The following is a 436-nucleotide window of genomic DNA, read 5'->3' on the forward strand; positions in this document are numbered from 1 at the left end:
GGACCGCGATCGATGGATGACATCCCAAGGAGGTGAGGAGGCACAGTTGCTGAGCAAGTCCGCGCTATCCGCACACGGCAGACGATCCTTTCTGCGGCGGCCAAGATCTTCGAGGAACACGGCTACCAAGCAGCCACCATCTCCCAGATCCTCGGCGAGGCCGGGGTGACCAAGGGAGCGCTGTACTTCCACTTCCAGTCCAAGGAGGACCTGGCCCAGGGGGTGCTCGCCGAGCAGGACCAGCAGCTCATGTTTCCCGATCGCGCCTCCAAGGTGCAGGAGATCGTGGACGTGGTCATGCTGCACGCCCACCGCCTGCAGACCGACCCCATGGTGCGCGCCGGCGTACGGCTGTCCATGGACCAGCTGGCCCAGGGCCTCGACCGCAGCGGCCCCTTCCTGCGCTGGGAGGAGTTCGGCACCACGCTCCTCGACC

Annotated in this window: 1 protein-coding gene; it reads left to right on the forward strand. The window is 66.1% G+C overall.

The window, feature by feature from the left end:
- Nucleotides 1–66: 66 nt before the first annotated feature.
- On the forward strand, nucleotides 67–436 hold a 370-nt coding region (locus G3I78_RS48620; RefSeq protein ID WP_164437050.1), incomplete at its 3' end, for a ScbR family autoregulator-binding transcription factor.

Origin of the sequence: Streptomyces sp. SID13726, from assembly GCF_010548375.1 — a bacterium.
GTDB lineage: Bacteria > Actinomycetota > Actinomycetes > Streptomycetales > Streptomycetaceae > Streptomyces.